Genomic DNA, 16157 nt, shown 5'->3' with positions numbered 1-16157 from the left:
GGTCGGGATATCTGACGCTCTGGGGCGCTGGGACCGAAGCTCGGTCGGCGCGGAATGGATAAAGCAAGAGAGCCGCCCCTTGCGGAGCGGCGCCTCGAAGCCCGCCCTTATGTCGAGAAGGGCTTCAAAGGTCAACGCGGCCGTGTCCATTCCCCCGTTTCGTCGCTATCTAGGCTCGATGAACCAGCCCGCCTCTCCCATCGGCGTCTTCGTCACGCCCGTCACGCCGCTTCAGCAGAACTGCACCACCGTCTGGTGCACGGCGACGAACAAGGCCGCCGTCATCGATCCCGGCGGTTCGGTCGACGCGATTCTGGGCGAAGTGGCGCGGCGCGGTCTGACCCTCGACCAGATATGGATCACGCACGGCCACCTCGATCACGCCGGCGGCGCGGCCGAAATGCAGGAAAAATCCGGTGTCCAGATCATCGGGCCGCAAAAGGCGGACCAGTTCTGGATCGACCGCATCGTCGAGAGCGAGCGGATGTACGGCCTGCCCGAGGCGCGGGTGTTCACGCCGGACCGCTGGCTAGAAGACCGCGACAGCCTGACGCTCGGCCGCACCGAATGGGAGGTGCGCCACTGTCCGGGACACACGCCCGGCCACGTCGTCTTCTTCAATCGGGCCGCGGGATTCGCCCAGGTCGGAGACGTGTTGTTCAAGGGGTCTGTCGGGCGTACCGACTTCCCCATGAGCGACCCGCCGGCCCTGATCCGATCGGTGGTAGAGAAGCTTTGGCCGCTGGGCGACGACGTCACCTTTGTGCCGGGTCACGGGCCGATCTCGAGCTTTGGCGAGGAGCGGCGCACCAACCCCTTCGTTTCGGACACGGCCTTGCAGCGCGCGCCCGTCCCCCGTCCGGCCAGCGGCCCTGCGTGAGCGCATTAGCGGCGCAGCAGCATTCCGATAAGGACGCCTAGGCCCAGAGCGTAAAGGGTTGCACGCATCGGCTCTTCGCGGATGCCGTCGCGCGCCTGTGCGACACTCTGGGCCATCACGTCGCGCACTTGGGCCGCGTCCTCCCGCACAGCCTGGCGCACCGAGGAAACGCGCTCGAACGCGCGATCTTCCTTGGCCAGCAGGGCGTCGGCCTCTCGGTCCAGACGCTGGGTCAGGCCGTCGTCTTCCAGGACGATATCGTCGGGCGACGGGGGAGCGATGGGCGACTGGGTCATGGCGGCGGTTCCTGACGAATGAAGAGTGTGCGCTTCAAACCGTCGGGCGACGCGGCGGTTCCTCTGAACGGCGGCCGAGGCGGCGCGTTGATCGGTGTGGAAGGAGCCCCCATGACCCATATCGACCCCCAGCCCGCCGATCCCCAGCCCACGCCGCAACCGCCCCCGACCGAGGTTCCGACACAGCCCGCGCCTGGCCCGGAGCTTGACCCGTCCGGCACGCCCGACGAGATGCCGCCTTGGTTTCCGGATGACGCGCCGCCCCCTGCAAATGACGGCTGATGCCGCCATGACAATCGGGCAGCGTTCGGAGGGTAAAAAGCAGCGGTTGGTTCGGAACCCTGCGGGATTCATCGTGTTGATCACGCAAGCGAAACGGCAAATCTGAAAGGACGAACCCCATGGCGGAAGGTCAGCCCACACGCGGTTCCGGCGTCTCCAAGAGAGGATTCGCCTCAATGGATCCCGAGCGTCAGCGCGAAATCGCCCGCAAAGGCGGCGCCAGCGTTCCCAGCGAAAAGAGAAGCTTCTCTCAGGATCGTGGTCTGGCCGCCCAGGCGGGGCGCAAGGGTGGCGAAGCTTCCCACGGGTCCCGCAAGGACGAACCGGGCAATCCGACGACCTGATCCGATCGTCGCCGGGAACGGATCAAGGGCGGCGAACTCCGGTTCGCCGCCCTTTTCATACCTACCGCTCGGCTCGCATCGCTCCCGCCTGGGGTCGCGTCAAGCCGACATCAGCACCAGAGCGAACGACGGCGCGGGCGAGGCGTCGAACCGCACGATCCGCCATCCCGCCGCCTGCGCCATGTCCGTGACAGACGTTTGCGTGAACTTGCGCGAACTCTCGGTATGGATGGTCTCGCCCTTGGCGAAATCGAACCGGCGACCGTCGATTTGGGCTGCCGTGGGACACACGGCTTCCAGATGCATCTCCATCCGCGACTGTTCGGCGTTCCAGATCGCGCGGTGGCGGAAGGCGTTAAGATCGAAGTCGGCGTCCAGTTCGGCGTTGGCGCGAACCAGCAGATTGCGGTTGAACGCCGCCGTCACGCTCTGCGCATCGTCATAGGCCGCCACCAGGACCTCCGGGGTCTTGACCAGGTCCACCCCCAGGATGAACAAGGCCCCCTCCCCCAGCAGCGTCCGCGCCGAGGCCAGGAACCGCACCGCTTCTTCCGGCTCCAGATTGCCGATGGTGGATCCTGGGAAGAAGCCGATTCTCCGGCCCTTCGGTAGGTCGTCGGGCAAGGGCGCCAAGGTCTCGAAGTCCCCCAAAATCGGCTCGACACGCAGCGTCGGATAGGCGGAACGCAGACGGCCTGCCGCCTCCGACAGGGCCGTCTCGCTGATATCCAGCGGCACATAAGCTCCCAGGTCCGGCGCGGCGTCCAGAAGCAGTCGCGTCTTCTCGCTGGCGCCCGAGCCGAACTCGACCAGCACGGCGTCCGGTCCGAACTCGGCCGTCAGGACCATCGCCTGTGCGCGCAAAAGCGCCGTCTCCTGACGGGTCGGATAGTATTCTTGCAGAGTCGTGATGTCCTCGAACAGGCGCGAGCCTTCGGCGTCATAGAGCCATTTGGGCGGCACGGCCTTCTGCGGGCGCGACAGGCCCTCGATCAAATCTTGCTGGAAGGCCGCGGTCTGATCGTCTTCCGATGCGGCGCGTCGATCATTTGGAGCGTCGGCGGCCAGCCTCACGCCGGCGAACGCCCAGCGCTGGCCCGGATAGAAGAAGTTGCGATAGGTCACGCGCGTGTGTCCTTCTGGCGTGGCGAACGAACCGCCGCGAAGAACCATCTGATTGGCCATGAATTTTCCATTGTACTCGGCGGCTGTGCCTGGCGTCGGTTGAAAGCCGGGATAGGGGGCATAGGCGCTGGACGTCCATTGCCAGACTTCGCCGGTCAGGTGGGAGAAGGCGTCAGGCCGCGTGCGCGCGGCCTGCTCCCATTCCGCCTCGGTCGGCAGCCGCTTGCCCGCCCAGCGGGCAAAGGCGTCCGCCTCGTAGAAACTGACGTGGCGCACCGGCGCGGCCGGATCGACCGGAATGCGGCCAGTCAGGCTCAGGGTCGTCCAACAGTCATCGCCGCGCCGCCAATAAAGCGGCGCCGTCCAGCCTTCGGCCTTCACCACGGCCCAGCCGTCGGACAGCCAGAGTTCGGGCCGGGCGTAGCCGTCATCCTCGATGAAGGCGATCCATTCCCCGTTGGTGGTCAGATCAGCCGCCAGGGCGAAGGGCTCCAGCCAGACCCTATGCGCGGGTCCCTCATTGTCGAAGGCGAAGTCCGGCCCGTCATGACCGATGCGCGTCAGACCGCCATCGAACGTCGCCATGCCGCCGCGCGGCCTCTGGCGCACTGCTCCGTGCGGCTCCCCGGCATAGGCGGCGGGGTCAAGGGGCGAACAGGCCATCAAGTTCAGCAGGTCCATCAGGAACAGCTCCTGATGCTGCTGGTCGTGATGCAGGCCCAGTTCGAACAGATAGCGCAGGCGCACGTCGCCCTTTCCCCGCGCCAGCCATTCGACCAGGCGACGGTCCACCTCCCGCCGATAGGCCATCACTTCGCTGAGCGACGGCCGGGTCATCAGGCCGCGCTGATGCCGGGCCACGCGGTCGCCCAACGCCTCATAGTAGGAGTTGAACAACCGCTGGAACCGAGGATCGACCGGCTGATAGCCCGGCTCGGCCGCCAGGATCATGGCCTCGAAGAACCAGCTGGTGTGCGCCAGATGCCATTTGCCGGGGCTGCAGTCGGGCATGGACTGGGCCGACAGGTCCTCGGGCGACAATCCTTGCGCCAACTGCGGCATGGCCGAGCGAATTTGCCGGAAGCGGTCGATGTCCAACCGATCTGAAGATTGCGCCCGCTCATGCGCGTGCGTGTCCGGCAATCCGTCCCGCGCCATTCGGTCGTTTCCTCGCTTCCCGTCGCCAAACGTTGCGACAGGCTCGAAGTTCCGCCAGAGTTTTATACGGATTCAGATGTTTAGCGACCGCCCGTCTCGCCCTGTCTGGCGTATTCCAGCCGTGCGATGGTGCGATTGTGGACCTCGTCCGGGCCGTCGGCGATCCGCAGGGTCCGCACGCCTGCGTATAGTTCGGCTAGAGGCGTATCGCCCGATACGCCGGCCCCGCCGAACGCCTGAATAGCGTCGTCGATGACCTTGAGAGCCATCTTCGGCGCCGCGACTTTGATCTGAGCGATCTCGGAGCGGGCGTTCTTGGCCCCGACCTCGTCCATCATCCAGGCGGCCTTCAGCACCAGGAGGCGACACATCTCGATATTGGTGCGGGCCTCCGCGACGCGCTGTTCCCACACCGAATGCTCGGACAACTGCTTGCGGAAGGCCGTGCGGCTCAGCAGGCGTTCGACCATCAGGTCCAGCGCCCGTTCGGCCGCGCCGATGGTGCGCATACAGTGGTGGATGCGTCCCGGCCCCAGGCGTCCTTGCGCGATCTCGAAGCCCCGCCCCTCGCCCGCGATCAGATTCGCGGCCGGCACTCGGACGTTCTCCAGCACCACCTCGGCATGGCCGATGGGCTTTTCGTCATAACCGAAGACCGACAGCATCCGCTCGACCCGGAAACCAGGCGTGTCGACGGGCACGATGATCTGGGACTGTTGGGCGTGGACGGCCGCCTCGGGGTCGGTCTTGCCCATCACGATGGTCACGGCGACGTTCGGATGACCCATGTTGGTCGACCACCACTTGCGGCCGTTAATGACATAGTGGTCGCCGTCGCGCTCGATCCGGGTCTGAATGTTCGTGGCGTCCGAAGAAGCGACCTCGGGTTCGGTCATCAGGAAGGCGGAGCGTATCTCGCCCGCCATAAGGGGCTTGAGCCAACGCGCCTGCTGCGCGGCGTCGCCGTACATGTGCAGGACTTCCATATTGCCGGTGTCGGGGGCGTTGCAGTTGAACACCTCGGCTGACCACAGGCGCCGCCCCATCAGTTCGGCCAGCGGCGCATATTCCAGATTGGTCAGCCCGGCCCCGTGGTCGCCGGGCAGGAACATGTTCCACAGCCCCGCCTCGCGCGCCTTGGCCTTCATCGCCTCCATGATCGGCGGCTGGCGTGTCGAATCCTCGCGCACCTGGTCGAAATACAGCGCCTCGTTCGACACGACCTCTGCGTCCAGAAAGCGGCGGACGCGATCCTGCCATTCAAGGGCTCGGTCGGAATGCTTGAAATCCATGGTGTTCCCTCTTCCCGTTCGCGCCTCTTGCCGGGCGCCCGATACGAAGACGGCGCGGACCCGTTCGGGCGCCGCGCCGTCTGTTCTGGTCACATCAGACCGGCATCAGCGCTTCAGCAGCGGCGCCAGCTTCTGGGCGATCATCATGTCGCCGGCGATCTTCAGCTTGCCCTGCATGAAGGCCATCATCGGGTCCAGCTTGCCTTCCGACAGAGCCAGGAAGTCGTCCCATTTGATCGAGACGGTGGCGTCGGCGGGCTTGTCTTCGTTGGTGACGGTGTTGGGCACCGAGGCTCCGTCGATGAAGATCTTGCCTTCGTCGCCCAAGTCCAGCTTGACGGTCTTGCCGAGACCGGAGTTGTCGCCGACGGCGCCGCGGATGTGTTCGGTAACTTGAGCCAGATCAGGCATAGGGGCGTCTCCCATAGGACGGTTGAACCCCAGCCCTACCCCGCCCTCGCCGAGGCGCCAAGATCACGTCGGGTAAAGGTGGCGTCACTTCTCGTCGGAAGAGCGGCTATAAAAGCTGGCGCCACCGATGGCGATCATGAAGAAGACGAAGGCCGCGACGATGGCGGCGATAAAGGGCACGGCGGCTTCTGGCATCGGAAATCTCCTTTTGCCGCCTTGTGCGCCCGGTCGATCTGATCTGCCTTGACAAGGATCAAATCGTCAATCGTCGGGATCGCCGTCGCGAAACCGCCACTTCATAGCCAGTACGCCCGACGCCATCACCAGGGCGCAGGCGTTGGCGACCGTCACCGGCCACGCCTTGGTCATCACCCCATAAACGACCCACAGAACGAAACAGGTCACGGTCAGGGAATAGGTCTTCAGACTGACCGAAGAGGCGTCCCGCTCCTTCCAGATCTTGATCGCCTGGGGCGCGAAACTGGTGATGGAACATAGGGCCGCCGCCGAACCGACAACATTGGCGATCAGTTCGCTCACCGCCGAAGCCCTGGCCCGGCAGCCGTCCGTCCCGACATTCACCCTCTCCCTGCGACAGACCTGATCAAGGCGCCAAGCAGGGAAAGGATGCATCGCGCGGGCCTACTTCGCCCGCTTGCCGATGGTGCGGTCCAGGAAGTCCAGATAGGTGCGCCATTGCTGCATCTGCCTCGGATCGCCGCGGACGCCGTGCCGCTGGCCGGGATAGAGCATCATCTCGAACGGAACGCTCTTGGCCTGCAGGGCGTCGATCACGCGGGTGGCGTTGCCGAAAATGACATTGTCGTCGGCCATGCCGTGCAGGATCAGCAACCGTCCCGTCAGATTGTCTAGGCGCGGCAGGATGTCGGTGGCGGCGTAGCCTTCAGGATTGTCCTGCGGTGTCGACATATAGCGTTCGGTGTAGTGGGTGTCGTACAGCCCCCACTGCGTCGGCGCCGCGCCGGCCAGGGCCGCCGCCAGGTTCGCGTCCTTGTCGGTCAGGGTCAGCAGGCTGAGGAAGCCGCCGAAACTCCAGCCCATCACCGCGATATGGTCGGCATCGACATAGGGCAGGGTCTTCAGCCATTGGGCGGCCTGGGCCTGATCCTCGACCGCCGGAAGGCCCAGGCGGCGATAGATGCTGGTCTCGAACGCCTGCGACCGATTCCCCTCGCCCCGGTTATCGAGGCGTAAGACGATATAGCCGGCCTCGGTCAGCAATTGGTTGGTCAGCGGCTGCCAGCTCTTCTGCACGCCCGCGCCGGTGCCAGGGCCGCCGTACACCTGCATCACCACCGGATATTTCTTCGACGGATCGAAGCCCGGCGGGGTGGTCATGCGCCACACCAGGGTCTGGCCGTGGCTCTGCATCGTGCCGAACTCGGGCGCGCGCAGACGCGAGGCGTAGGGCGCGAATGGGTGGCTGGCGTCCAGCCTGTTTTCCTCGATCCACCGCACGCGCGTGCCGTCGATCCGGTAAAGCGCCGATTGCGGCGGGGTCTGCGGATCGGAATAGTTGCCGACATAGGCCGTCGCCGGCCCGTTGACCGACACTGTCCACCAGCCGCCGCCCGGCGTCACCGCGACCGGCTCGACCGCGCGGTTCAGATTGGCGCGGAACATCTGCTGCTCGATCGGCAGTTCCTTGCCGTCGCGCATCGAGGCGGTGAAGTAGACGTCGCCGGTCTGTTCGTTGACGCCGTCCAGATGCTTGACCGGATAGTCGCCGCGCGTGATCGCCCGGATGCGCCGTCCGTCGCGGTCGTACAGATACAGATGCCGCCAGCCCGAATCCTCGTTGGACCAGATGAAGCGGCCATCCTTCAGTACGCGGAAGTCGTCGTTCAGATCGACCCAGGCCTGCGCCTTCTGGCTCAGGATCACACGCGAGGCGCCCGTGGTCGGATCGACGCTCAACAGGTCCAGGGTCTTCTGGTCCCGCGACTGGCGCTGGACATACAGGGTCTTGCCGTCGCCGGACCAGTTCACCCGCGCCAGATAGATATCGGTGTTGGCGCCCAGGTCTACCTTGACGCGCGCCCCGCTCTGCAGATCACGCACATACAGTTCGACCACCGCATTGGGGCGGCCGGCGCGGGGATAACGTTGCTCCACCATGGTGGCGCCGCCGCCGGCGATCTCGAAGCGCGGCACGATATCGACGGGGCTTTCATCTACGCGGGTCAGGGCGATGTAGCGTTCGTCCGGGCTCCACCAATAGCCCGTATCGCGGCCCATCTCTTCCTGGGCGATGAACTCGGCCGTGCCCCAGGAAATCAGGCCCGCGCCGTCGTCTGTGATCGGCGTCTCGCGACCGCTGGCCAGATCATAGACGATCAGGTTCTGGTCGCGGACATAGGAGACATAGCTGCCCTTGGGCGAGACCTTCGCATCGATTTCGTCGGCGGGGGTCTGGGTCAGCCGACGCACCTTGCCGTCGCCCCGGTTGGCCAGAAAGATGTCGCCTTCCAGCGGCGCCAGAATATATCGGCCCTGCTGGTCCCACGAATATTCCACCACGCCGCGCGCGCTGATCCGCATCCGTTCACGCCGGGCCTTTTCGGCCTCCGACAACTCGCCCGCGTCGGGAACCAGGGCCCGCGCATCGATCAGCTTATAGGGTTCGCCCGGCCCGGTCGGCGCCGCCCACAGATCCTGAACATCCACATTGTCGTCGCGCGAGCGCAGGAAGGCCACCAACTGCCCATCCGGCGAGAGGCTGACGCCCTTGGCGACCGGACCGTTCAAACTGGGGCTGGAGAACACCCGCTCGGGCGTCAGAATGTTGGAGGGCGTTTCCTGCGCCCATGCTCGGCCTATTTGGGCCGAGGTGGCGGACAGGAGGATGGTCGAAGCAAGGAGAAGGGTGCGCATGGCGCCGGACGCTAATCGGCCTTTATCGACCCGTCACGCGGAAAGTCGCACGCGGCGATGGTGCTTGTCCTTCCCTGCGAAGAGTTCTCACATTAGATAGCGCGCGATGACCGACGCCTCCCTCTCCCCCGCCCCCGTCAAGGCCAGTCCGTTCAACGCGCTGGAGGTTCTGTGGGTGCGCCATTGGACCGACAGTCTGTTTAGCTTCGGCGTGCGCCGGCCCGAGGATTTCCGCTTCCGCTCGGGCGAATTCGTGATGATCGGCCTGCCAGGCGAGGACGGGGGAAAGCCGATCCTGCGCGCCTATTCCATCGCCAGTCCCTGCTGGGCCGAGGAACTTGAGTTCTTCTCCATCAAGGTCGCAGACGGCCCCCTGACGTCGCGCCTGCAAAAGATTCAGCCCGGCGACACCGTCCTGATGGGCAAAAAGCCGACCGGGACCCTGGTTCTGGACGCCCTGACCGGGGGCGAACGGCTGTTCCTGATCGGCACGGGCACGGGTCTGGCGCCCTGGCTCAGCGTGGCGCGCGATCCCGAAACCTATTCCCGCTTCGGCCATGTCTATGTGATCCACACGGTCCGCAGCGTGGCCGACCTGGCCTACCGCGACTTCTTCACGGCCGAGATTCACGACGATCCGCTGATCGGCGACGAGGCCAAGGCCCAATTGACCTACTATCCCACCGTAACGCGCGAGGAATTCAGAACGCCGGGCAGGATCACCGACCGCATCCGGTCAGGCGACTTTTTCCGCGACCTGGGCCTGCCCGACGGTTTCGATCCGGCCAAGGATCGGGTCATGCTGTGTGGCTCCATGGCCATGATCAAGGAAGCCGGCGAACTGCTGGAGACCTATGGGCTGAAGGAAGGCTCCAACGCCGAACCCGCCGACTACGTTCTGGAACGGGCGTTCGTCGGTTGACACTTGAATAATCCACTCATCCCGGCGAAAGCCGGGACCGAGTTCTATGGGCGATCCGTTTTTCGCGACCATCTGCGCCCTTGATCCCAGACACCGGTGTAGCGAAAGCACCGGGTCCCGGCTTTCGCCGGGATGAGCGGAAAGTTTTGATGCAACACCCTGCCCCCGTCGCAGCAACCGTCGCTGTCGATCCCCGTGTCGCTCCGGCCGACTGCCAGTCGATGGCCGATGTCCGCCAAGGCGTCGATGCCCTGGACCGCGCCCTGGTCGCCCTGCTGGCCGAGCGCCAGCGCTATATGGACGCCGCCGCCCGCATCAAACCCGACCGGGACGCCGTCTTCGACCAGGCGCGGATCGACGACGTAGTCGAAAAGGTGCTGGTCGCGGCCCAGACCCACGGCCTGTCGCCCGACATCGCCGAGCCGGTGTGGCGCCTGCTGATCGACCGCTGCATCGCCCACGAATTCTCCACTTGGGATCGGACCCGAGTCTAGTCGGCGCGGTCTATGTCGCAAGAAATTCGTCGTCCAGTCGTTTGGAATCAAAGACTTGGATGACGTTCACGACAATCGACGTCGCATGCTCGGCCGGAGCCCTATAATGACGCTTGGCCCCAGCGTCGTTGGCCGCAGCATCGAAAAGTGCACTTTTGTGCACTAAAAAATTCCAACGCCTGACGGTCAGCCCTTGAGCCCCCGCAGCATCAGTTCGTGCCGATAGGCCGCCACGTCCGCCAGGGCCGCATCCATGGCGGTGCGGACGCGGTTCAGGGCGGCCGGGGCCAGGGCGGCGTCGCACCGTTCGGCCTCGGCGCAGAGTGCGGCCAGATCGGCCGCCCCAATGCCGGCGGCCGCGCCACGGATGGTGTGGACCCCGTCACGCCAGCCCTCGACCTTAGGGTCCAGCAAGGCGGACCAAAGACCAGCCTGGTTGACGAACAGGCCCAGGACCTCCTCGGTCACGGCGTCGTCGCCGCCGGTCATGTTTTCCAGTACGGCGAAATCGACCGAGCCGCTCAAGTCCCGCCGCGCCATCAGGCCGCCGTCTCCTCGCCCTTGGCCAGGCGCGAGTTCCGCGACGACCACAGCAGATAAATCGCCACTCCGACTACGTTCCAGACCAGAAAGCCGATCTGCGTCATCGGCTTCAGGCTCAGAAAGAAGACGACGCAGCCGATCACCGTGAACGCCCCGACCAGGGGCCACAGCGGCGCCTTGAACACCCGTTTGCGGCCCGGTTCGCGTATTCGCAGCACGATCAGGCTGACGCCCACCGAACAGAAGGCCGCGAGCGTCCCGGCGTTGGCCAGCGACGCCAGCTCGTCCAGCGGCAGCAGCCCTGCCAGGATCGCAACGACGATGGCGGTGAACACCGTCACCACCGCCGGCACGCCTCGGCTCGAAACCTTGGCCAGTCGGCGCGGCAGCAGGCCGTCGCGCGCCATGCCCAGGAAGATGCGGCTCTGCCCGAACAGAAAGGCCAAGAGCACAGTCGGCAGTGCGATCACGGCCGCCGCCGCGATCCACTGGGCCGCGGTCCCCTGCCCCATCTGGCGCAGAATCAGCGCCAGCGGTTCGGGACTGCTGGCGAAACTGGCCACCGGGCGCGCGCCGATCGCCGCCGCCGCCACGACGAGGTAAAGCGCCGTGCAGATCAGCATCGAGCCGACGATGCCGATGGCCAGGTCGCGCTCGGGCCGCTTGGTCTCTTCCGCCGCCGTCGAAATGGCGTCGAACCCATAGAAGGCGAAGAAAATGATCGCCGCCGCCGCCATCACCCCCGTCTGGACGAAGGGTGCGCCGAAACCGTTGGGCATGAAGGGGGTGAAATGCTCGGGCTTGAACGCCGGCAGGGCGATGCCGACGAAGACCGCCAGGGCCGCGATCTTGATCAGCACCAGCCCGGCGTTCAGCGTCGCGCTCTCCTTGGTGCCCAGCAGCAACAGGCCCGTCACCACCCCGATGATGGCTACGGCTGGCAGGTTGACGATCCCACCCGCATGCGGCCCGGCGGTCAGGGCCGCCGGCAGGTCGATCCCCAGCCCGCTCAGGAAGCCGACCGCATAGCCGGACCAGCCCACCGCCACGGCGCTGACGACCAGCGAATACTCCAGGATCAGGCTCCACCCCACGATCCAGGCGATCATCTCGCCCAGCACCGCATAGGAATAGGTATAGGCGCTGCCCGCCGTCGGCATCATGGTCGACAACTCGGCATAGGCCAGGGCGGCGCAGGCGCACACCAGCCCCGCCAGCGCAAAGCTGATCAGCACGGCCGGACCCGCCAGCCCCGCCCCGACCCCGATCAGCGTCAGGATGCCGGTGCCCACGATGGCCCCCACGCCCAGGGCCAGCAGGTGCGGCCAGCTCAACGTCGGCTTCAGTCGCGGCCCGTCATGCGGCGCCAGCATGGCGTCGATGGATCGACGCCGGTTCCAGAAGGCCATGATGCGAACTCCCCTCTCAACCGCCCCGCGGCTGATTCCGCAGGGACCATAGCCCGCGAAAGAAAGTTTGCGAAAGCGCTTGCCAACCTCGCCCTCGCTGGGTAGTAGGAGCGCCCTTCGGCAAGGCGACCGCCGCCGAGGACATGACGATCGGTGTGGGTGATTAGCTCAGTCGGTAGAGCAGCTGACTCTTAATCAGCGGGTCCACAGTTCGAACCTGTGATCACCCACCATCGTCCCTTCCCTTCCATGCCCCCTGTCGGAAGCCGCGCACGGCGGCGTGGAAGTCCAAGGCATCGGGTTCACGATGGGCACGATTCGAGAATCAGCATCTGAACGCCCGGTGGATGCAAATCACATCGTCCAGGTCGCTATCGACATGGTCGCCACCCATGGCTTCGACAAGCTGACGCTGCGGGATCTGGCGCAGGCGGTCGGCAAGAGCACGACCGTCATCGTCAATCTATTCGGCAGCAAATCCGGCCTGCTGCTGGCGCTCGGCGAGGCGGCTTTGGCGCAGGATGCGGCCTTCCATGCGGACTTCTTCGGCCAGACGAACGACCTCAGGGCCGACCGCGACCGCCTCCTGACCCTCCTGATGCGGTATCTGCGCCTGCGCGCGTCGCCGTCCGCCGGCTTCGCGCGGGTGTGGGAGGCGCTGCTGCTGGCGGCTGAACCGGACGATGCGCGCCGCGACCTGATGCGGCGCTGGGAAGCTCTGCGGGAATCCGCCTGGCGCGACTGTCTGACCGCGTCCGAACACCCCCAGGCCGCTCGGCTCGCCGCTCCGCTGACGCTGTGTCTGGCGATGGAGCAGTTCTATGCGGGCGCGCTGCTGGATCGCACAGACTACGAGCTGATCTGCGCCGAAGGCTTTGCGGCGATGGTCGATCGCGCCTTCGGCCTGGAGGAACGGCCGGCCACCGCGACCTTCTGGTACCGCAACCGCCTCGTCCTGCCTCGGGCCCCTGCCGAAACGCTTGACCCAGACTCGATCCAACGTCGCCTGCTGGATGTCGCGGCGGACCAGATCATGTCGGCAGGCCCCAGCCAAGTGACCAGCCGGTCGGTCAGCCTGGCGGCCGGCACATCGACCTCCACCATCGTGTATCACTGGCCCGACATGCGGCGTTTCCTGATCGACGCCGTCTGGCACGCGGTCTTCCGCGACATGCCGCGATATCTGGCGGGACGGAACCGGGCCGTGCAGCCTGGCGTCGCGACAACGGAAAGTTGGCTGGGGATCATGGCGCCAACCTTGTCCATCACCCCGGCGGCTGAAGGCTTCTATGTCCGTTATGCGCGACTGATCGCCAGCATCTGCGTTCAGGCGCGACTGGATCCCGGCCTGCAGGACCTGGCCATGTTGCTTCGCGGCCCAGAGGGCGGCGGCACCTTCTATAATCAGGAAGGCGTCTGGCCTTCGTCGTTCGACCTGACCCGTCTGGCGGCGACCCGCTTCGCCCTGTGGATCAAGGGGCGCAGCCTGGTGGCGGCGGCCACAGCCGCACCCGTGTCGGGCGATGAACTGACAACCACCGCCGACCTGCTGATTGCGCGCGTGGCAGCATAGAACGCGCGTTACCGAAAGCCTCCAGACGCGCCCGAAAAGCCTGACAGAAAGCCCTTAGATAACCGTCATAAAAGCATAACGGGGGCCTTCTATACACCAACCGTTGCCGAACGGTTGTTTTTCCGGCGCGACAAGACCCGCCCCGTCCTCCTCCCCGGGACGGCGTCGGTCGGTCGAGACGCCTTTCAGCCGTTCGGCGACGCATCATCATCGCGGCCGCGCAGGAGGGGGTCCTGGGTGCGCCGTCCCGACTGGATCGAGCCATGCATCGTCTGTTTCTCGGCGCCTCTAGCGCCGCCCTCGCCCTGGCCGCCGCCTTGCCGGCCACGGCGCAATCCACCGCTTCCGAGCCGTCCTCGGTTCAGGATGTCATCGTCACGGCGCAACGCCGCGAAGAATCCGCCCAGAAGGTAGGCTTAGCCCTGACCGTCATCTCGGGACAGGACCTGGAAGACCGCAACATCCGCACGGTCAACGACCTGGAAAACAGCGTCCCGAACCTGGAGGTCGACAGCCAGCTGGGCGGCGGTCAACCGCAGTTCCGTCTGCGCGGCGTGGGCCTGACGGATTACGCCGCCAACAACACCTCGACCGTCGGCATCTATGTCGATGAAGTGGCCTATCCCTACGGCGTCATGACCCAAGGACAACTGTTCGACATCGCCCGGGTCGAGGTGCTGCGCGGGCCGCAGGGCACCCTGTACGGCCGCAATACGACCGGGGGCGCTGTCAGCGTCATCACCAATGCGCCGACCAACCATGTGACGGCCGGACTGAACGCCAGCTACGGCAGCTACGACGCCGCCAAACTGGAAGGCTTCGTCTCGGGCCCGATCAGCGAGACGCTGAGTGCGCGCCTAGCCGTTTCGGGTGAATCGGGCGGCGCCTGGCAATACAATCGCGACACCGGCGAAGCCCTTGGCGACAAGGACACAAAGGCCCTGCGGTTTCGTGCCCGTTGGAGCCCTTCGGCTCAGACCGACATCGATCTGAACCTGCACTACAGCCGCGACAAGTCGGACGGTCGCGGCCTGCGGCTGGTCATTGCACCGTTCACCGCCAGCGGCGGCAGTGTCTATCCGGTCGACACCGATCCCCGCATCACAGGCTGGGGCATCACGCCGTACTTCGCCCAGCTGATCGGCGCCTCGCCGAACGCCAAGCCGTTCCGAAACAACACCGGCAAGGGCGTCAGCCTGCGCCTGAACCACGACCTAGGGTGGGCGGCGCTGACGGCCATCGCCAGCTATGAGACGTTCGATCGCAACGAATTCAACGACTGGGACGCCACCTCTTCCAATGAGGCCGGCACCTTCTTCTTCAATGACATCAAGACGACGTCGCAGGAAGTGCGTCTGGCGTCGCCGACGGGCGGCCGCGCCCAGTGGCTGGCCGGCGTCTATCACGCCAACGAAAGCGTGGACGGCGGCTTCTACTCGGACTTCTCCCAGGCCCGTAACCTCGGCTTCTGGATGAGCACGACCTATGGTCAGAAGGTGCAGACGACCGGCGTTTTCGGCAATGTCGACTATCATCTGACCGATCGGCTCACCCTGGTCGGCGGCCTGCGCTACGAGGACGAGACCCGCGACCTCAACGACTTCAAGACCCAGATCCTGGCCCCGACCCCCTCGGTTCGAGCCACGACATCGAAGTCGCAGCACATGGGCCAGTGGACTGGCAAGCTGGGCTTGGAATACAGCCTCGGCGACGACATTCTGACCTACGCCAACGTCTCTCGCGGCGTGAAGTCGGGCGGTTTCACCACCTACAACAGCGGCCTGCCGGACCAGCTGGAGCCGTTCAAGTTCGAAGAACTGATCGCCTATGAAACAGGCGTGAAATCCACCCTGTTCGACGGCCGCCTGCAACTGAACGCCGCCGCCTTCTACTACGACTACCGAGACCAGCAGCTTCAGGGGATACTGTACACCCAGACAGGGCGGGTCGGGCGGATGATCAATGTGCCCAAGTCGCACATCGAGGGCGGGGAGCTGGAACTGCGCTGGCGGCCGCTGGACGGTCTGACCGTGACACAGTCGGTCGGCTACAAGTACGGCACCTACGACGATTTCTTCTTCGTCAACTCGACGGCGACGGAGGCGGCGCGCGATCCGGTCACGGGCCAGTACAACACCATCGTCTACAGCGACCGCGCCGGAGAGCGCCTGCCCTTCCCGCGCTGGGACTACAAGGGGTCCGTGGCCTACGGGTGGAATCTGGGCGGATGGATGCTGGACGCGGAAACCAACTATAATTTCCGCAGCGACAAATACAGCACCTCCGCCAACTCGATCATCGAGGGGTTCTGGCTGGTCAACGCCAATCTGACGCTGAGCCCGTCCCACGGCGCCTATTCGGTCGGCCTGTACGTCAACAATCTGACGAACGACTACTCCGAGGAGTCGCGCAACCGCTTCATCTCGGCCTCGACCGGATCGCCCAATCCGCCGCGCACCTGGGGCGTGCGATTGAGCTACCGCTACTGATCGACTCCGAGGGGCCTCGGCGTCGCCGAGGCCCCGCTCTGTTT

15 protein-coding genes and 1 tRNA gene are annotated in these 16157 nt (G+C 65.4%); 8 read left to right on the top strand and 8 right to left on the bottom strand.

Annotated elements, in window-relative coordinates; translation table 11 throughout:
- Positions 1–178: 178 nt before the first annotated feature.
- Complete coding sequence (locus QE389_RS02450) at positions 179–880, top strand: MBL fold metallo-hydrolase (protein ID WP_307368869.1); 702 nt, start codon at positions 179–181, stop codon at positions 878–880.
- Between the two features lie 5 nt (positions 881–885).
- On the opposite strand, the gene QE389_RS02445 is transcribed toward QE389_RS02450, so the two are convergent.
- Complete coding sequence (locus QE389_RS02445) at positions 886–1176, bottom strand: hypothetical protein (RefSeq protein WP_307364330.1); 291 nt, start codon at positions 1174–1176, stop codon at positions 886–888.
- A gap of 111 nt (positions 1177–1287) precedes the next feature.
- Between QE389_RS02445 and QE389_RS02440 the strand changes: the two genes are divergently transcribed.
- Together QE389_RS02440 and QE389_RS02435 are read left to right on the top strand one after the other, a co-directional pair.
- Positions 1288–1458 (top strand): hypothetical protein, encoded by a 171-nt coding sequence (locus QE389_RS02440; protein ID WP_307364328.1) that lies wholly within the window; start codon positions 1288–1290, stop codon positions 1456–1458.
- 119 nt (positions 1459–1577) lie between these two features.
- On the top strand, positions 1578–1802 hold the full coding sequence (locus QE389_RS02435; RefSeq protein ID WP_307364326.1) for a general stress protein: 225 nt from the start codon (positions 1578–1580) through the stop codon (positions 1800–1802).
- A 99-nt stretch (positions 1803–1901) separates the two neighbouring features.
- On the opposite strand, the gene egtB is transcribed toward QE389_RS02435, so the two are convergent.
- The 5 genes from egtB to QE389_RS02410 all read right to left on the bottom strand — a co-directional run bounded on the left by egtB (position 1902) and on the right by QE389_RS02410 (position 8683).
- A complete protein-coding gene (egtB, locus tag QE389_RS02430) occupies positions 1902–4085 on the bottom strand; it encodes an ergothioneine biosynthesis protein EgtB (RefSeq protein WP_307364323.1) in 2184 nt (727 codons plus the stop codon).
- Positions 4086–4165: 80 nt separating this feature from the next.
- Positions 4166–5377: an acyl-CoA dehydrogenase family protein gene (locus QE389_RS02425; RefSeq protein WP_307364321.1), complete on the bottom strand. Its 1212-nt coding sequence runs from the start codon at positions 5375–5377 to the stop codon at positions 4166–4168.
- Positions 5378–5482: 105 nt separating this feature from the next.
- The gene (locus QE389_RS02420) at positions 5483–5788 is read right to left on the bottom strand and encodes an SCP2 sterol-binding domain-containing protein (protein ID WP_307364319.1); all 306 of its coding nucleotides are present in this window, start codon (positions 5786–5788) and stop codon (positions 5483–5485) included.
- A 261-nt stretch (positions 5789–6049) separates the two neighbouring features.
- Complete coding sequence (locus QE389_RS02415; protein WP_307364316.1) at positions 6050–6328, bottom strand: SemiSWEET family sugar transporter; 279 nt, start codon at positions 6326–6328, stop codon at positions 6050–6052.
- Between the two features lie 102 nt (positions 6329–6430).
- Positions 6431–8683, bottom strand: coding sequence for a S9 family peptidase (locus QE389_RS02410; protein WP_307364313.1), 2253 nt, complete (start codon positions 8681–8683; stop codon positions 6431–6433).
- Between the two features lie 106 nt (positions 8684–8789).
- Between QE389_RS02410 and QE389_RS02405 the strand changes: the two genes are divergently transcribed.
- Both QE389_RS02405 and QE389_RS02400 read left to right on the top strand, forming a co-directional pair.
- Positions 8790–9605: a ferredoxin--NADP reductase gene (locus tag QE389_RS02405; protein ID WP_307364311.1), complete on the top strand. Its 816-nt coding sequence runs from the start codon at positions 8790–8792 to the stop codon at positions 9603–9605.
- Between the two features lie 149 nt (positions 9606–9754).
- Positions 9755–10099 (top strand): chorismate mutase, encoded by a 345-nt coding sequence (locus QE389_RS02400; protein WP_307364309.1) that lies wholly within the window; start codon positions 9755–9757, stop codon positions 10097–10099.
- Positions 10100–10285: 186 nt separating this feature from the next.
- On the opposite strand, the gene QE389_RS02395 is transcribed toward QE389_RS02400, so the two are convergent.
- Both QE389_RS02395 and QE389_RS02390 read right to left on the bottom strand, forming a co-directional pair.
- On the bottom strand, positions 10286–10639 hold the full coding sequence (locus tag QE389_RS02395; RefSeq protein WP_307364307.1) for an Hpt domain-containing protein: 354 nt from the start codon (positions 10637–10639) through the stop codon (positions 10286–10288).
- The gene (locus tag QE389_RS02390; RefSeq protein ID WP_307364305.1) at positions 10639–12051 is read right to left on the bottom strand and encodes an amino acid permease; all 1413 of its coding nucleotides are present in this window, start codon (positions 12049–12051) and stop codon (positions 10639–10641) included. Before QE389_RS02390 ends, QE389_RS02395 begins: the two co-directional genes overlap by 1 nt.
- A gap of 157 nt (positions 12052–12208) precedes the next feature.
- Between QE389_RS02390 and QE389_RS02385 the strand changes: the two genes are divergently transcribed.
- The 3 genes from QE389_RS02385 to QE389_RS02375 all read left to right on the top strand — a co-directional run bounded on the left by QE389_RS02385 (position 12209) and on the right by QE389_RS02375 (position 16113).
- Positions 12209–12284 (top strand) — tRNA-Lys (locus tag QE389_RS02385).
- A 110-nt stretch (positions 12285–12394) separates the two neighbouring features.
- Positions 12395–13624, top strand: a complete 1230-nt coding sequence (locus tag QE389_RS02380; protein WP_307364303.1) for a TetR/AcrR family transcriptional regulator — start codon at positions 12395–12397, stop codon at positions 13622–13624.
- 263 nt (positions 13625–13887) lie between these two features.
- Complete coding sequence (locus QE389_RS02375) at positions 13888–16113, top strand: TonB-dependent receptor (RefSeq protein WP_307364301.1); 2226 nt, start codon at positions 13888–13890, stop codon at positions 16111–16113.
- Positions 16114–16157 lie beyond the last annotated feature (44 nt).

Source organism: Brevundimonas sp. SORGH_AS_0993 (assembly GCF_030818545.1).
Classification (GTDB): domain Bacteria; phylum Pseudomonadota; class Alphaproteobacteria; order Caulobacterales; family Caulobacteraceae; genus Brevundimonas.
This window is presented reverse-complemented; position numbering and strand designations above follow the sequence as displayed.

What these genes read in the sequence shown, in the direction of transcription:
- QE389_RS02450 (WP_307368869.1), top strand. Translation starts at nt 179, where the DNA reads ATGAACCAGCCCGCCTCTCCCATCGGCGTCTTCGTCACGCCCGTCACG.
- QE389_RS02445 (WP_307364330.1), bottom strand. Translation starts at nt 1,176, where the DNA reads ATGACCCAGTCGCCCATCGCTCCCCCGTCGCCCGACGATATCGTCCTG.
- QE389_RS02440 (WP_307364328.1), top strand. Translation starts at nt 1,288, where the DNA reads ATGACCCATATCGACCCCCAGCCCGCCGATCCCCAGCCCACGCCGCAA.
- QE389_RS02435 (WP_307364326.1), top strand. Translation starts at nt 1,578, where the DNA reads ATGGCGGAAGGTCAGCCCACACGCGGTTCCGGCGTCTCCAAGAGAGGA.
- egtB (WP_307364323.1), bottom strand. Translation starts at nt 4,085, where the DNA reads ATGGCGCGGGACGGATTGCCGGACACGCACGCGCATGAGCGGGCGCAA.
- QE389_RS02425 (WP_307364321.1), bottom strand. Translation starts at nt 5,377, where the DNA reads ATGGATTTCAAGCATTCCGACCGAGCCCTTGAATGGCAGGATCGCGTC.
- QE389_RS02420 (WP_307364319.1), bottom strand. Translation starts at nt 5,788, where the DNA reads ATGCCTGATCTGGCTCAAGTTACCGAACACATCCGCGGCGCCGTCGGC.
- QE389_RS02410 (WP_307364313.1), bottom strand. Translation starts at nt 8,683, where the DNA reads ATGCGCACCCTTCTCCTTGCTTCGACCATCCTCCTGTCCGCCACCTCG.
- QE389_RS02405 (WP_307364311.1), top strand. Translation starts at nt 8,790, where the DNA reads ATGACCGACGCCTCCCTCTCCCCCGCCCCCGTCAAGGCCAGTCCGTTC.
- QE389_RS02400 (WP_307364309.1), top strand. Translation starts at nt 9,755, where the DNA reads ATGCAACACCCTGCCCCCGTCGCAGCAACCGTCGCTGTCGATCCCCGT.
- QE389_RS02395 (WP_307364307.1), bottom strand. Translation starts at nt 10,639, where the DNA reads ATGGCGCGGCGGGACTTGAGCGGCTCGGTCGATTTCGCCGTACTGGAA.
- QE389_RS02390 (WP_307364305.1), bottom strand. Translation starts at nt 12,051, where the DNA reads ATGGCCTTCTGGAACCGGCGTCGATCCATCGACGCCATGCTGGCGCCG.
- QE389_RS02375 (WP_307364301.1), top strand. Translation starts at nt 13,888, where the DNA reads ATGCATCGTCTGTTTCTCGGCGCCTCTAGCGCCGCCCTCGCCCTGGCC.